The organism is Polaromonas sp. P3_B1, assembly GCF_056402935.1.
In genome coordinates this window covers 1-13,476 of record NZ_JBFUGK010000022.1, presented here as the reverse complement: position 1 = coordinate 13,476, position 13,476 = coordinate 1, and the positions used below count along the sequence as shown (strand labels likewise).

Below are 13,476 nucleotides of genomic sequence, written 5' to 3'. Positions count from 1 at the left end.
TTGAGCAGCCCACCCCACACCGCCGCCAAAAGCCTCGCGCCCGGCCTGCTGCTGGCCACCTTCGGCGCCATCGCCTTCAGCGGCAAGGCCATCATCGTCAAGCTGGCCTATCGCTACGGTGTGGACGCCGTCACGCTGATCATGTACCGCATGCTGTTCGCGCTGCCCATCTTCGCCGTGATGGCCTGGTGGGCCAGCCGCGGCAAGGCGCCGCTCACGCGCAAGGACTGGCTGGGCGTGCTGTGGCTGGGTTTCACGGGCTACTACCTCGCGAGCTTTCTCGACTTCGCCGGGCTGGCCTACATCAGCGCTTCGCTCGAACGGCTGATCCTGTACCTCAACCCGACCCTTGTGTTGCTGCTGGGCCTGGTGATGTACAAGCGCCGCGTCAGCGCGCCGCAGGTCATCGGCATGGCCATCAGCTATTGCGGCGTGGTGCTGGTGTTCGGCCACGAGATCACTTTGCAGGGCTCGGATGCCGCCTTGGGGGCGCTGCTGGTGTTCCTGAGCGCGGTCAGCTATGCGCTCTACCTGGTCTACAGCGGCGAGATGGTCAGGCGCCTGGGCTCGCTGCGCCTGGTGGGGCTGGCCACAACGGTGGCGTGCCTTTGCTGCCTGCTGCAGTTTGTGCTGCTGCGGCCCATGAGCGCCGCCCTGGTGGCGCCCGAGGTGATCTGGTTGTCAGTGCTCAATGCCACGCTGTGCACCGCCGCGCCGGTGCTCATGGTGATGATGGCCATCGAACGCATAGGCGCGGGCATGGCCGCGCAGACCGGCATGGTGGGCCCCATGTCCACCATCCTGATGGGGGTGCTGATTTTGGGCGAACCGTTTACGGCCTGGGTGGCGGCCGGGACGGTGCTGGTGATCGCCGGGATTTTCGTTTTTACCCGAACGAGATAGGCCCCCACGGTCGCTCACTTCGTGTAGCTCCCTGCCCCCCGGGGGGCGCAGCGCCTGTGGCCTGGCAAAGCCAGTTCCGCGGCCCCTGCTGGTGAAGATAAAACCCCCATGCTTGCCCACTGCGTGTAGCCGCTGTCCCCCGAGGGGGCCGCTGCGCCTGCGGCCTGGCCCTTCGACCCTTCGACAAGCTCAGGACAGGCCAAGCTCAGAACAGGCCAGGGCCGGTTCGCGGCCCTTGCAGACCTGAAGGGGCGCCGCGCTTTTTATGGCGATGTCGTGGAGCGTTCGCGCATCTGGGTGAGTGCTTCCCTGACCCTGTCCAGGGGGACGCTCCAGTCGTCGGTTGTTTCCTGCCTGAACAGGCGCGCGCTGGGATACCAGGGGCTGTCTTCGCGCTTGAGCAGCCAGCGCCAGTCCGGCGCATGGGGCACCAATATCCAGACTGGCTTTCCCAGGGCGCCCGCCAGGTGTGCGGTGCTTGTGTCCACGGTGAGGACAAGGTCCAGTGTGGAAATCAGGGCGGCGGTATCCGCGAAGTCCGCCAGTTCCGTGCCGAAAAATGTGACGCGGCCGTCGGCCTTGAGGGCCGCCGCATCGGCTTCGCGCAGCTCGGGCTGAAGGCAAACGGCCTTCATGCCATGCGGCAAGGCGCGCACAAACTGGCTCATCGCGATGGACCGCTGGTGGTCGCGCTTGTGCGCGGGATTGCCGGAACACACGATGCCTATGCGCGGGGCTGGCATGCCGAGCTGGTCCATGCGCTTGCGCCAGCGTTCCGCGCGATCCGGCGCGGCCTGCAGGTAGGGCGTGGGTGAGGTCACGATTTCCCGGGTGTGCAGGCCCAGTGCGAGCGGAAGGCTCATCAGGGGACAGTGCAGGTCAAACGCCGGCAGGGGCTGGCCGTCCTCAACGACGAGTGCATCCGCAGCCAGGCCTGACAGCAGGCCGCCAAGGCCGCGTTGCACCTGCAGCACCACGCGCGCACCCAGGGCGGCGACGTCGGCCGCATAACGGCAGAACTGCAGGGTGTCGCCAAGGCCGTATTCCGCATGGAGCAGGACGGTCTTCCCCGCGATCGACTCGCCGCCGGCCCAACGCGGCTGGGTAAAGTGGCGGTCGTAGCTGCCGTGGCTCACCTTGGCGCGCCATTCCCAGCCCTGCCAGCCCTTTTCATAGTCGCCCAGCAGCAGGCTTGCGAAACCCAGGCCCCAGTGCGCCGGGGCATTGCCGGGATCTATTTCCAGGATCGCCTGGTAACGTGCAATCGCCTTGTCGTACTGGCCCTCATATGACACATCCGTCATGAAGTCGAAGCTTGGCTGAAGCCGCAAGACCTCGCGAAGGTGTGAGCTGGCCAGGCGCATGTCGCCCCCGTCCTGGGCCAGGGTCGCCAGCATGAAATGCGCGTCGAACTGGGTGGGGTCCAGTGCCAGTGCCTGTTCCAGCGCCTGTTGCGCCTGCTGGGCATTCCCTTGTTCGCTCAGCACGTAACCGAGGTTGACGAAGGCGGCGGCATCTTGCGGGTCCGCCAGGGTGGCGGCGCGGTAACGCAAACCGGCTTCGTGCAGATTGCCCGCGGCCAGCAAGGCGTTGCCTTGTTTTTTCAGTTCGGCCGAAGTGGCTGCGTTTGCAGGGGGCAGCGCCCGTTCAGCCGCAGCGCTGCGCTCTTTCCCCTGTTGTTGTGGTTTGCCCAGCCAGCTCCAGAATCCCATACCGCCCTTCATACCAAGGTTCATTCCGCACTTCGGCCCGCCGTGAGCCGTGGCTGGCTTTGTACCTTATTTTTTGGCCGGCACTTTTCCCGCGGGCGCCTGTGCCGTCGGCCGGCGGTTCGTGCCGCTGATGCGTTGCGCCACCGTGACGGACGGCTGGCCCGCATAGGCATCGAGCCGGGTTCCCATGGCTTGTTCGAGCTGGTTCAAACGGGTTTGTGCCGGCGGGTGCGTGCTCAGCGACAGCGCGAACAGCGCGTCGTCGGGCGCGGCGGTGCGCAGTTGCTGCAGCACCGCGACCAGGCCGTAGGGGTCGAAGCCGGCGCGCGTGGCCAGAGCCACGCCGGTGCGGTCGGCGTCGAACTCATCCTGCTGGTCCAGGCCCTTGGTGTACATGTTCTTGCCCAGCGCCAGCAATTGCGAAGACACCATGCCGCCCAGGTCGTTCTTGAGTTGCGAGCTGATGACCTGGGTCAGCAGGCCGGCGCGCGCGGTCTTGTTCATCGCGATCAGGTGGTGCTTGGCGGTGACGTGGGTGATCTCGTGGGCCAGGATGCCGGCCAGCTCGCCTTCATCGGCCACGCGGTCTATCAGGCCCTTGGTGACGAAGACATAACCGCCCGGCGTGGCGAAGGCATTGAAGCCCGGGTCGTCGAGGATGGCGAAAGTCCAGGGCAGGTCGGGGCGCGAGGACTGCAGGGCAATCCAGCGGCCCAGCTGGTTGATGTAGCGCTGCATGGCCACGTCGGGATAAAGCGGCTTGCTGCCCAGCAGCACGGCGGCCAGCTGCTGGCCGATCTGGATTTCGCGCGGCTCGTCGATCTGGTCCAGCGACTGCGACAGCAGCTTGAACAGGTCGCCGCCCTGGGCGGCTTGCTGGCCGCCCGGCGTAAGGCTGGCGCCCAGCAGCGCACCGGCCAGGCCCGAGGCCGTGTTGGGCTGTGCCGGCGCCGGCTGCGCGGGTTGGTTGGGGCGTATCAGCGACTGGAACAGGCCGCCCAGGGCCTTGCCGGCATCCTGGGCCTGGGCGCTGAAAGGCAGCAGGCCGGCCAGCAGGGCCAGTGCGAAGGCCGCCTGGCGTGCCGGTGCTCCCAGCGTTTGGAAATGATGAAGATTCATGGCGAGGCCTCTTGTCTTGTGTGTTCTTGTGTGTGCTTTTCAGCGGCCGTACTGCTCGGCCGGGGCACCGCTGGGCGAAGCGGCCGGTGGCGGCGCGGGTGTGGGCAGCGGCTCGACTTGCCGGCTGTTCAGCGAAGCGCTGCCGGCGAACTGCCGGGCCTGCGCGGCGCTGGCACGGTTGGCGTCGGCCTGCGCCACGGCCGCGAGGTTGGGCTGCGCGTTGGCCAGGTCTTCGGCGCCCAGGCCGCGTATGCCGACGGTGGAGGTGGACACGGTGCTGGAAGGCGCCTGCGCGCTGCCCTTGTTGAAAAAGCTTGAGAGGCTGCGCAGCGCGCCGCCGGCGGCGCCGCCCGAGGAGGCGCTGGCCGAGGTGATGTCGAACATGTGGACCCAGCCGCTGGTGCCGTCGGCCATGCGCACCTTGATCCAGGCGCCCTGGCGCTCGCTGAGCCGTGTGACCGATGTCTGGACCGGCAGCGGCGCGAGGCTGCGGGCCGAGTCGCCGGGCGCATCGCGCAGTTGCGACTCGCGTTTGATCAGAACCGCCTCGCCCTGCGGCTGGGCCTGTGCCGGGGCACTCAAAGCCACCAGCACTGTGAGCACGGGAGCGATAACCATCCCCGCCTGTATTTTGTATTTACTCAGTATCATGAGCCGCTCTCCCCCGTGGTTGTAATGAGGAATTATTATGGATTTGGGTATTGCAGGCAAATGGGCGCTGGTGTGCGGCGCAAGCAAAGGTTTGGGACTGGGCTGCGCGCAGGCGCTGGTGCGCGAGGGCGTGCATGTGCTGATCGTGGCGCGCGGCGAGCCAACGCTGAAGGCCGCAGCCGACAAGCTCATGGCGGATACGGGCAAACCCTCGGGCACCAGTGTGCAGTACGTTGCCGCCGACATCACCACGGTTGAGGGGCGCGCCGCCGTCTTCGCCGTGCGCAAGGACTTCGACATCGTGGTGACCAATGCCGGCGGCCCGCCCCCCGGCGACTTCCGCGACTGGGACCGCGACGCCTGGATCAAGGCGGTGGACGCCAACATGCTGACGCCCATCGAGCTTATCAAGGCCACGGTCGACGGCATGGCGGCGCGCGGCTTCGGGCGCATCGTCAACATCACCTCGAGTTCGGTCAAGTCGCCCATCGATATCCTGGGCCTGTCCAACGGCGCGCGCAGCGGCCTGACCGGCTTTGTCGCCGGCGTGGCGCGCAGCAAGCTCGCGGCCCAGGGTGTGACCATCAACAACCTGCTGCCCGGCGCCTTTGACACCGACCGCCTGCGCGGCACCATGAGCGGCGCCGCGCAAAAAAGCGGCCAGCCGCTGGAAGCCGTCATGGACGCGCGCCGCAAGAACATCCCGGCCCAGCGCTTCGGCACGCCCGAAGAGTTCGGCGGGATCTGCGCCTTCCTGTGCAGCACGCATGCCGCCTATATGACGGGGCAGAACGTGCTGGCCGACGGCGGGGCCTATCCAGGTACCTACTGAGCTTTGCGTTTTGAGCCTGGACTACCTCCACTTCGACTACGCGGAAGGCGATGACGGCTCAGGCACGCTGGAGGCCATGGCCTCCACCTGGCCCGAACATGTGCCTTCCGTGCATGCCGAAGTCGTGCAGGTGCTGGCCTGGGCCCACGCGGCATTCCCGGGCCGGCGCGGCCCGCTGGAGGACGGCTTTGACTGGGACTACGACCTGCACGGCATGCGCGAGCTGACGGCGCCCGAGGCCTTGCTGTACGACGAGGCGACAGGGCGCCTGGCGGTGCAGCCCGGCGCGCCCGGCAAGGCCCGGCACACCTTGACCCTGACGCTGAGCGGCAACGCCGGCTTCTGCGAAGCCTTCCGGCAACAGTTCGGCCAGGACTGAGCGCGATGTGTGCCAAGTTAGCGTTAACATCCGGGCATGAAATCACCCTCTGAGACGCTGCGCAAAGCCAAGCGCGCCCCGCGCCCCGGAACCGGCGGCATCACCCTCAGCGACGTGGCCAGCCTGGCCGGCGTGTCGGCCATCACGGTGTCGCGCGCGCTCAACACACCGGCGGCAGTGTCGCCGGAAACCCTGGAGCGCGTGCGCAGCGCAATTTCGCGCAGCGGCTATGTGCCCAACCTGGTGGCCGGCGGCCTGGCGTCCAACCGCAGCCGGCTGGTCGCGGCGCTGGTGCCCACCATCGCCGGACCGGTGTTCCTGGAGACCATCCAGGCGCTGACCGACGCGCTGGCCGAAGCCGGCTGCCAGTTGATCCTGGGGCAAAGCGGCTACAGCGGCGCGCGCGAAGATGCGCTGATAGACGCCATCGTCGGCCGGCGCCCCGACGGCATCGTGCTGACCGGCATCATGCATTCGCCGGAAGGGCGCAAGCGGCTGCTGGCGTCCGGCATTCCCATCGTCGAGACCTGGGACATCACGCCCACGCCCATCGACATGATCGTGGGTTTTTCACAGGAGAAAGCCGGCGCTGAAGTGGCCGACTACCTCTACCGCAAGGGTTATCGCAAGCCGGCGCTGATCACCGCCGACGACCAGCGGGCCATGCTGCGGCGCACGGGCTTTGAGCAGCGCTTCGCGGCGCTGGGTGTGCCCGCGATCCCGGCCTGCACGGTGCCCGCACCCTCGTCGCTGGCCAACGGGCGTTCGGGTTTCGCGCAGCTGTGGGCCGAGCATGGCCAGACCGATGTGGTGTTCTGCGGCTCGGACGTGATCGCACAGGGCGTGATCACCGAAGTGCAGGCCATGGGCCTGTCAGTTCCCGGCGACGTGGCGGTCATGGGCTTTGGCGACATGCCTTTCGCGGCCCACACCCACCCGGCGCTCAGCACGGTGCGCATAGACGGCACCTCCATCGGCCGCCAGGCCGCACGTTTTATCCTGGACCGCGTGGAGGGCCTGGACCCCGGCCCCAAGGTACGCGACCTCGGGTTTTCCATAGTCGAAAGAGCCAGCGCCTGACTTGACGGGCCTCGTTTTGCTCACTAACATCCTGATTTGTTAGCGCTAACATAAATAAAACACCAGCGCAGAAATGAAAAGCTCGCACCCGCCGGAGGGTGGGGCGGGTCAAACAGTCAATACAGGAGACAAAAGGATGAGCACTCACTTCACCCGCCGCAAGGCGCTGGGCGGCCTCGGCGGCCTGGGTCTTTCGGCGCTTGCCGCGGGCTCGCCGCTGCGCGCCATGGCCGCCGACATCGCCACACCCGGCTGGCCCACCAAGCCGATTGCCTACATCGTCCCCTTCACACCGGGCGGCTCCACCGACGTGATCGGCCGCACCCTCTCGCAAAAACTGTCTGACACCCTGGGCCAGCCCATGGTGGTGGACAACAAGCCCGGCGCGGCCGGCGCCGTCGGCGCCACCTACGTCGCCAAGGCCAAGGCCGACGGCTACACCTTGCTGGGCGGCACCATCAGCACCCACGCCATCAATGCCAGCCTCTACAAAAACCTGCCCTACGACCCGGTGAAGGATTTCGAGCCGGTTTCACTGGTGGCCATGCTGCCCAATGTGCTCATCGTCAATCCGGCGCTGGGCCTGAACTCGGTGGCCGACCTGGTGGCGTTGCTCAAGCGCGACCCGAGCAAGCGCTATTTCGCCTCTTCGGGGGCCGGCACCTCCACGCACCTGGCCGGCGAGATGTTCGCCGAGCTGATCGGTGTGCCTCTCTCGCACGTGGCTTACAAGGGCACGCCGCCCGCGATGATGGACGTGGTAGCCGGCCAGGTGCCTTTCATGTTCGACCAGATGACGGCCGCTGTGTCGCTGGTGCAGGCCGGCAAGCTCAAGTTGCTGGCCGTGACCACCGGCAAGCGCATCGCGCTGGCGCCGGAGCTGCCCACCATGATCGAGTCGGGCATTCCCAAGTTCGAGATGTCATCCTGGCAGGCGGTGTACGCGCCCAAGGGCACACCCAAGCCCATCGTGCAGCGCCTCAATGCCGAGATCACCAAGATTCTGAAAACACCCGACGTGGTCGCCAAGCTGCACGACCAGCTCGGCATGGAAATCATCGCCAGTTCACCTGACGAACTCGCCGCCCATATGAAAACCGAAATCGCGCGCTGGGCCGAACTGGTCAAGAAATCCGGAGCCACGGCAAGCTGACACATGAGAAACAAAGACATTCGCATCACACACGCCCGCGTCACGCCCATCGCTTTTCGCGACGGGCCGCTGCTCAACGCCAGCGGCATCCACGAACCCTGGGCCCTGCGCAGCATCATCGAGCTTGAAACCTCCGACGGCCGCCTCGGTATCGCTGAAACCTACGGCGACGCGCCCATGCTGCTGGCGCTGGAGCAGGCGCGTCCCCTGGCTGTCGGCCTTTCGCCTTTTGACCTCAACGTGATGGAGCAGCGCGTGCGCGCCAGCATCAAGCCGGGGCAGGGCGGGGGCGTGCAGTTTGAACTGGCGCCTGGATCCCACACCGCCAAAAACGCCGAGAAAGTCATCAGCGCGCTTGAAGTCGCCATGCTGGACTTGCAGGGCCAGCTACTGAACCTGCCGATCTGCGACTTGCTGGGCGGCGCGGTGCGCGACGCCGTGCCTTACAGCGCCTACCTGTTCTACAAATATGCCGAGCATGTCGACAAGCCCTATGCGCCCGACGCCTGGGGCGAGGCGGTGACGCCCGAGCAGCTCGTCAAGCAGGCGCAGGCCATGGTCGACCAGTACGGCTTTAAAAGCATCAAGCTCAAGGGCGGCGTGTTCACGCCGGCTGAGGAGATCGCCGGCATCAAGGCCTTGCGTAAAGCCTTCCCGACGCACCCGCTGCGCCTGGACCCGAACGCCAACTGGTCGCTGCAGACCAGCATTGACGCCGCGCCTGAGCTCGACGAGCTGCTTGAGTATTACGAAGACCCAACGCCGGGCCTGGAGGGCATGGCTGAACTGGCCAAACACTGCCGCAGCCCGCTGGCCACCAACATGGTGGTCACCACCATGGATGAATTTCGGCGCAATGCCTCGCTGAACGCGGTGAAGATTTTGCTGTCCGATCACCATTACTGGGGCGGCCTGCGCGCCACGGCCTCGCTGGCGCGCATGTGCGAAGTCTTCGGCATGGGCATGTCCATGCACTCAAACTCGCATCTGGGCATCAGCCTGATGGCCATGACGCATGCGGCGGCGGCCATTCCCAACCTGACCTACGCCTGCGATACGCACTATCCGTGGCAGGAAGAAGAAGTTATCAAGGGCGGCCGCATCAAATTTGAGCAGGGTGCTGTCAGGGTACCGACAGCACCTGGCCTGGGTGTGGAACTCGACCCGGCCAAACTGGTCGAACTGCACCAACAGTACCTGGCGTGCGGCATACGCAACCGCAATGACCTGGCGCAGATGCGCAAGTACCAGCCGGGGTTTTCCGGCGTGAGCCCGCGTTTTTAAGAGGCCGCCACGAGCCTCGCACTTTTCAGTCCACAGCAACAACGAAGGAGACAAGACCATGACGAAGTTCAAACATTTGATGTCCCGCCTGGGCCTCGGCCTGCGGGCCGCCGGCATCCTTGCGGCGTTCGCAGGCGCGGCCCATGCGGAGCCCGTGACGCTTAACGTCGTCGACGTGGCGGGCAACCTCGCGCTCACGCAGGAAGCGCTGGAAAGTTTTGCGGCCAAGAATCCCAACCTGGTGTCGCGCATCACCTTCACGAAGGCGCCCGCACCCGAGCTGCCCGGAAAAATCCGCGCCATGCAGGCGGCGGGCCGCACCGACATCGACCTGGTGCTGACCGGCACCGATGCACTGGCTGCCGGCATGGCGCTCAATCTCTGGGAGCCCATGCTGCCCGCGCACGCCGCGAAGTTTCCGGGCCTGATGGACAACTACCTGACCAGCGCCCGCAAGATGCAGGATCTCGCCAACGGCCAGGCCATCATGGTGACCTATATGCCCGCAGGCCCCTTGCTTGAGTACAACCCCGACAAGGTCAAGGCGCCGCCCAAGACACCGGCCGAACTGCTGGCCTGGTGCAAGGCCAATCCCAACAAGCTGATCTATGCACGCCCCGCCAACTCAGGCCCGGGCCGCACCTTCCTGATGGGCCTGCCTTATCTGCTGGGCGACAAGGATCCCAAGGAGCCGATGGCCGGCTGGGACAAGACCTGGGCTTACCTCAAGGAACTCAACAGCTGCATCGAGTACTACCCCACCGGCACCGGCGCCGTCATGAAAGAGCTCGGCGAAGGCTCGCGCGACATGACCGTCACGGTCACTGGTTGGGACATCAACCCGCGCGCGCTCGGCGTGGTGCCCAAGCAGTTCAAGGTGGCGGCGCTGAACGGCTTCACCTGGGTCAACGACGCGCACTACATGGCCATGCCCAAGGGCCTGCCCGCCGCGCGCCAGGCGGCAGTGATGGAACTGATGGCCTACCTGCTCAAACCCGAGCAGCAAGCGCTCACCTATGACTCCGGTTACTTCTACCCCGGCCCGGCCGTGAAGAACGTGCCGCTGACCGCCGCGCCGCAAAAGAGCCAGGACATCATCAAGGAATACGGCCGCCCCGAATACGCCGACTGGATCGCCAAACAGCCGCATGCCCAGCCGCTGGATGACAAGGCCATGGTGGCAGCGTTCAAGAAGTGGGATCAGGAAATCGGCTCAGGTAAAGGCAAATAAAAGGATCTTGCTCCCTCTCCCTCTGGGAGAGGGCAGGGGTGAGGGCTAGCGGCCTGCGCAAGAAGCGGTGGATATTTATCGCCGCCGGCCCTCACCCCAACCCTCTCCCAGGGGGAGAGGGGGTAAATAGAACAGGTAATAAAGAGGCCCGCGAGACGGGCATGAAGGTTTCGACATGGTGATGCCAAACACCACGGGGCGGCCCGTGGAAAAAAACGAGTTCAAGCAACTGCGCCTGGAGGGGGTGAGCCGTCAGTTCGGCGGGGCCAATGCGCTGGACCAGCTGTCGCTGACCATAGAGCGCGGCGAGTTCATCGCGCTGCTGGGCCCTTCGGGTTGCGGCAAGTCGACCGCGCTCAACTGCATGGCCGGCCTGCTGCCGCTGTCGGGCGGCAGCATCTGGCTGGATCAGCAACGCATAGACACCTTGCCGCCGGAAAAACGCGGCTTCGGCATGGTGTTCCAGAACTACGCGCTGTTCCCGCACCTTTCGGTCAGCCGCAACGTGGGCTTCGGCCTGAAGATGCGCGGCGTGCCGGCGGCCGAGATCGACAAACGCGTGGCCGCAGCGCTGGACACCGTGCAGCTGCAGGGCCATGCGGACAAACTGCCGGGGCAACTCTCGGGCGGCCAGCAGCAGCGCGTGGCGATTGCGCGCGCCATCGTCATCGAGCCGCCGCTGATCCTCATGGACGAGCCGCTGTCCAACCTCGATGCCAAGCTGCGCATTGAAATGCGTTCCGAGATTCGCCGCATCCACCGCGCCCAGGGCTGCTCCACGGTGTATGTCACGCATGACCAGGACGAGGCGCTGGCCATGGCCGACCGCGTGGTGGTGATGAAGCTCGGCGTGGTGCAGCAGGTCGGCACGCCGCAAGAGGTCTTCGCGCGGCCGGCCACGCTGGATGTGGCGCGCTTCATGGGCTATCGCAATGTGTTGCCCGTTCAGGTGGCACAGGCCAACGGCCTCGGCCTCACCCTGCAAGGGCCTGGCGATATCAGCTTTGCCGGCACGGGGATGGATGCGGCGTCGCTGTTCCACGCCGGGCAGGCCGTGGCGGCGATACGGCCCGACGAAATCGAAATCGGAGACGGCCCGCTCGCCTTCGCCGGCACTGTGGAGACGGCCGAGTACGGCGGCCGCGAATGGCTGCTGCAGGTCAAGACGGCATTTGACGACCTGCTCTACGTGCGCACCTCGCGCGCGGTCGCACCGGGCGACCGGGTCATGCTGTCGGCCCCGCCCGAGCGCGTGCTGGTCTACGCGGGAGAAGCCTGATGAACGCAGTGACCCTGCCTTCGCAAGGCGCTACCCACAGCAAGCCGCCGTTCGACCCGGCGGTGATGCTGGTCGCGCCGGCCGCCGTGGTGATGATCATGTTTTTTGTCTACCCTTTCGCCTACGGCCTGCTGCTGTCCTTCCAGCCGGCGCAGGGCGGGGTGTTCGAAAACTACATCCACTTCTTCCAGACGCAGGACTTGTGGAAGACCATAGGCAACACCATGCAGCTGGCCTTGCCGGCCACGCTGATCAATGTCGGCTTCGCGCTGGCGATTGCCTATGCCACGCGCGTCAAAAGCCCTTACCAGCGCCTGCTGTCCACCCTGCTGGTGGTGCCGCTCACGCTGGGCACGGTGTTGATCGCCGAAGGCATGCTGACCTACTTCGGCCCGCGCGGCTGGCTCGCGCAGGCGCTGCAGTGGCTGCACCTGTATGAGGGCTCCATACGCCTGACGCACAACTACTGGGGCGTGCTGATCTCGCTGGTCATCACCGGCTTCCCGTTCGCCTACCTGCTGATCCTGTCGTACATCACCGGCATAGACCCGGCGCTGCCGCGCGCAGCGGCGACGTTGGGGGCCGACGGCTGGAACCGCTTTCGCTACATCTACCTGCCGCTGCTCACACCCGGCCTGGTCATGGCCTTCTGCCTGAGTTTTGTGCAGGCCTTCTCGGTCTTCCCGTCGGCGGTGCTGCTGGGCTCGCCGGCAGGTACCACGCGCGTGATCGCCATCGCGGCCTACGAAGCGGCCTTTGAGCAATACGACTACTCGCTGGCCTCGGCCGTCGCGATGATCATGGGCATGGCCCAGCTGGCCATCGTTGCCGCCGCGCTGGGGCTGCGCCGGATGTTTTACCGCGGCCCGGTGACCGGGGGCAAGGGATGAGCGCCGCCGCACAACACGATCCCCACCCGCTGCGCGACCGCGCCTGGCGCGCGCTGGTCTGGGGTGTCATCGGTTTTTTCCTGGTCAACGTCGGCCTGCTGATCCTGGCGGTAGCCACCAACTCGGTGGCTACGCGTTGGCTGGGCACCTGGCTGCCCGAGGCCTACACGGTGGGCTGGTATGTGTCGGCCTGGAAGGAGTTCCAGCTCAGCCATGTGCTGGTGGTCACCGTGGTGGTGGTGTTCTCGGTGGTCTTTCTGTCGCTGCTGATCGGCGTGCCTGCCGCTTACACGCTGGCGCGCAAGGACTTTCGCGGCAAGAAGCTGCTCACGCTGCTGTTCCTGCTGCCGCTGATGGTGCCGCCCATCACCTACGGCATTCCGCTGGCCACGGTGATGTACCAGCTGCACCTGGCCGGCACCCTGCCGGGCGTGATCATCGCCAACATGATCCCGGCACTGCCGTTCGTGATTTTGGTGATGACGCCGTTTGTCGAGCAGGTGGATACCAACATCGAATCGGCCGCGCGCGTCTTTGGCGCCAACACGCGGCAGATGTTCATCTACACCCTGGTGCCGTTGCTGGCGCCAGGTGTGCTGGCGGCAGGACTGCTGGTGCTGGTGCGCACGGTGGCGATGTTCGAGCTGACCTTCCTCGTCGCCGGCCCCGACACGCAGACCCTGGTGGTCGCGCTTTACTACGCGGTGTTTGCCGCCGGCGTGCGCGCCGGGCAGTCGGTGGACGCCATGGCCATGATCTACATGGCGATCACGGTACTGTGGCTGCTGATCGCGCTGCGCTTTGTGAACCCGACGCAACTGGTCAGCCGTGTGAAGGAGCATCCGGTCAAGGGTTGATATCTGATGTCTTACCCCCTCTCCCTTTGGGAGAGGGTTGGGGTGAGGGCCAGCGGCGGCAAATATCCCGCCGTTTGTGCATGGGCCGCGGCCCTCACCCCCGCCC

The 13,476-nt window shown here is 65.9% G+C and carries 13 protein-coding genes; 10 read left to right on the top strand and 3 right to left on the bottom strand.

Annotated elements, in window-relative coordinates; all coding sequences use genetic code 11:
* Window positions 1–903: a DMT family transporter gene (locus tag AC1DXS_RS14050; RefSeq protein ID WP_477738100.1), complete on the top strand. Its 903-nt coding sequence runs from the start codon at window positions 1–3 to the stop codon at window positions 901–903.
* Between the two features lie 263 nt (window positions 904–1,166).
* On the opposite strand, the gene AC1DXS_RS14045 is transcribed toward AC1DXS_RS14050, so the two are convergent.
* The 3 genes from AC1DXS_RS14045 to AC1DXS_RS14035 are packed head-to-tail and all read right to left on the bottom strand — an operon-like array spanning window position 1,167 to window position 4,352.
* Window positions 1,167–2,639, bottom strand: a complete 1,473-nt coding sequence (locus AC1DXS_RS14045) for a tetratricopeptide repeat protein (protein WP_477738099.1) — start codon at window positions 2,637–2,639, stop codon at window positions 1,167–1,169.
* A 42-nt stretch (window positions 2,640–2,681) separates the two neighbouring features.
* On the bottom strand, window positions 2,682–3,734 hold the full coding sequence (locus tag AC1DXS_RS14040) for a M48 family metalloprotease (protein WP_477738098.1): 1,053 nt from the start codon (window positions 3,732–3,734) through the stop codon (window positions 2,682–2,684).
* A gap of 39 nt (window positions 3,735–3,773) precedes the next feature.
* Window positions 3,774–4,352 carry an SH3 domain-containing protein gene (locus tag AC1DXS_RS14035; RefSeq protein ID WP_477738097.1) on the bottom strand — a complete coding sequence of 193 codons (579 nt, stop codon included), beginning with the start codon at window positions 4,350–4,352 and terminating at the stop codon, window positions 3,774–3,776.
* A 70-nt stretch (window positions 4,353–4,422) separates the two neighbouring features.
* Between AC1DXS_RS14035 and AC1DXS_RS14030 the strand changes: the two genes are divergently transcribed.
* The 9 genes from AC1DXS_RS14030 (at window position 4,423) to AC1DXS_RS13990 (ending at window position 13,370) form a co-directional block, all read left to right on the top strand.
* A complete protein-coding gene (locus AC1DXS_RS14030) occupies window positions 4,423–5,217 on the top strand; it encodes an SDR family oxidoreductase (RefSeq protein ID WP_477738096.1) in 795 nt (264 codons plus the stop codon).
* A gap of 10 nt (window positions 5,218–5,227) precedes the next feature.
* Complete coding sequence (locus AC1DXS_RS14025; protein WP_477738095.1) at window positions 5,228–5,596, top strand: hypothetical protein; 369 nt, start codon at window positions 5,228–5,230, stop codon at window positions 5,594–5,596.
* Between the two features lie 36 nt (window positions 5,597–5,632).
* Window positions 5,633–6,676, top strand: a complete 1,044-nt coding sequence (locus AC1DXS_RS14020) for a LacI family DNA-binding transcriptional regulator (RefSeq protein ID WP_477738094.1) — start codon at window positions 5,633–5,635, stop codon at window positions 6,674–6,676.
* Window positions 6,677–6,812: 136 nt separating this feature from the next.
* On the top strand, window positions 6,813–7,829 hold the full coding sequence (locus tag AC1DXS_RS14015) for a Bug family tripartite tricarboxylate transporter substrate binding protein (protein ID WP_477738093.1): 1,017 nt from the start codon (window positions 6,813–6,815) through the stop codon (window positions 7,827–7,829).
* A 3-nt stretch (window positions 7,830–7,832) separates the two neighbouring features.
* Window positions 7,833–9,113: a glucarate dehydratase family protein gene (locus AC1DXS_RS14010; protein WP_477738092.1), complete on the top strand. Its 1,281-nt coding sequence runs from the start codon at window positions 7,833–7,835 to the stop codon at window positions 9,111–9,113.
* Window positions 9,114–9,192: 79 nt separating this feature from the next.
* On the top strand, window positions 9,193–10,344 hold the full coding sequence (locus AC1DXS_RS14005) for an ABC transporter substrate-binding protein (RefSeq protein ID WP_477738174.1): 1,152 nt from the start codon (window positions 9,193–9,195) through the stop codon (window positions 10,342–10,344).
* A 175-nt stretch (window positions 10,345–10,519) separates the two neighbouring features.
* Window positions 10,520–11,623: an ABC transporter ATP-binding protein gene (locus AC1DXS_RS14000; RefSeq protein WP_477738091.1), complete on the top strand. Its 1,104-nt coding sequence runs from the start codon at window positions 10,520–10,522 to the stop codon at window positions 11,621–11,623.
* The gene (locus AC1DXS_RS13995) at window positions 11,623–12,513 is read left to right on the top strand and encodes an ABC transporter permease (RefSeq protein WP_477738090.1); all 891 of its coding nucleotides are present in this window, start codon (window positions 11,623–11,625) and stop codon (window positions 12,511–12,513) included. The genes AC1DXS_RS14000 and AC1DXS_RS13995 overlap by 1 nt, the downstream gene beginning before the upstream one ends.
* Window positions 12,510–13,370: an ABC transporter permease gene (locus AC1DXS_RS13990; protein ID WP_477738089.1), complete on the top strand. Its 861-nt coding sequence runs from the start codon at window positions 12,510–12,512 to the stop codon at window positions 13,368–13,370. Before AC1DXS_RS13995 ends, AC1DXS_RS13990 begins: the two co-directional genes overlap by 4 nt.
* The last annotated feature ends 106 nt before the right edge of the window (window positions 13,371–13,476 follow it).

Excerpts from the sequence above, each read along its gene's own strand:
- AC1DXS_RS14030 (WP_477738096.1), top strand. The coding sequence starts at position 4,423 with ATGGATTTGGGTATTGCAGGCAAATGGGCGCTGGTGTGCGGCGCAAGC.
- AC1DXS_RS14000 (WP_477738091.1), top strand. The coding sequence starts at position 10,520 with ATGGTGATGCCAAACACCACGGGGCGGCCCGTGGAAAAAAACGAGTTC.
- AC1DXS_RS14010 (WP_477738092.1), top strand. The coding sequence starts at position 7,833 with ATGAGAAACAAAGACATTCGCATCACACACGCCCGCGTCACGCCCATC.
- AC1DXS_RS14045 (WP_477738099.1), bottom strand. The coding sequence starts at position 2,639 with ATGAACCTTGGTATGAAGGGCGGTATGGGATTCTGGAGCTGGCTGGGC.
- AC1DXS_RS14015 (WP_477738093.1), top strand. The coding sequence starts at position 6,813 with ATGAGCACTCACTTCACCCGCCGCAAGGCGCTGGGCGGCCTCGGCGGC.
- AC1DXS_RS14020 (WP_477738094.1), top strand. The coding sequence starts at position 5,633 with ATGAAATCACCCTCTGAGACGCTGCGCAAAGCCAAGCGCGCCCCGCGC.
- AC1DXS_RS13995 (WP_477738090.1), top strand. The coding sequence starts at position 11,623 with ATGAACGCAGTGACCCTGCCTTCGCAAGGCGCTACCCACAGCAAGCCG.
- AC1DXS_RS13990 (WP_477738089.1), top strand. The coding sequence starts at position 12,510 with ATGAGCGCCGCCGCACAACACGATCCCCACCCGCTGCGCGACCGCGCC.
- AC1DXS_RS14005 (WP_477738174.1), top strand. The coding sequence starts at position 9,193 with ATGTCCCGCCTGGGCCTCGGCCTGCGGGCCGCCGGCATCCTTGCGGCG.
- AC1DXS_RS14040 (WP_477738098.1), bottom strand. The coding sequence starts at position 3,734 with ATGAATCTTCATCATTTCCAAACGCTGGGAGCACCGGCACGCCAGGCG.
- AC1DXS_RS14035 (WP_477738097.1), bottom strand. The coding sequence starts at position 4,352 with ATGGTTATCGCTCCCGTGCTCACAGTGCTGGTGGCTTTGAGTGCCCCG.